This window comes from Caballeronia eucalypticola, from assembly GCF_047608185.1.
Lineage (GTDB): Bacteria > Pseudomonadota > Gammaproteobacteria > Burkholderiales > Burkholderiaceae > Caballeronia.
Genome location: NZ_JBLKRU010000073.1, coordinates 1 through 355, shown reverse-complemented (window position 1 = coordinate 355; position 355 = coordinate 1). Strand labels below are relative to the sequence as shown.

The window sequence follows — 355 nt, the reverse complement described above, 5'->3', positions numbered from 1 at the left end:
GTGCCTTTCACTGGCACACAAGGCGGCTTGTCCACAGGTGCGAAGCACTCGGTGGGTAAGCCGTGGCAGCACGCTACCCTTTAGCTGCCGGTTTTTCCCGGGCTTCGAGAAACCTGTATAGCCTGCGACAGGTGGCATCCAGGGAGTCTTGATCAGTCTGGCTGATGCGTGGCCAGATCAGAGGGCCGCCGTCTGGTTCTATCAACTCGGCGATGGCCTCTTGCGCGGGCAGTTTCTTGAGCCTGGTGTCCTCGTAACGCCTGCGGATCAATTCACCTCCCAGCAGCCAGAGATTGTCGCGATGGCGTCGCAGTGTCTTGGGCGTGAGTTCGCGGCTCAGCAGGTCAAGCAGGAA

The 355-nt window shown here is 60.0% G+C and carries 1 pseudogene; it reads right to left on the bottom strand.

Features of this window, described 5'->3' with window-relative positions:
- Nucleotides 1-73 precede the first annotated feature (73 nt).
- Nucleotides 74-355, bottom strand: a pseudogene (locus tag ACMX25_RS38305) (hypothetical protein); the annotation flags it as partial.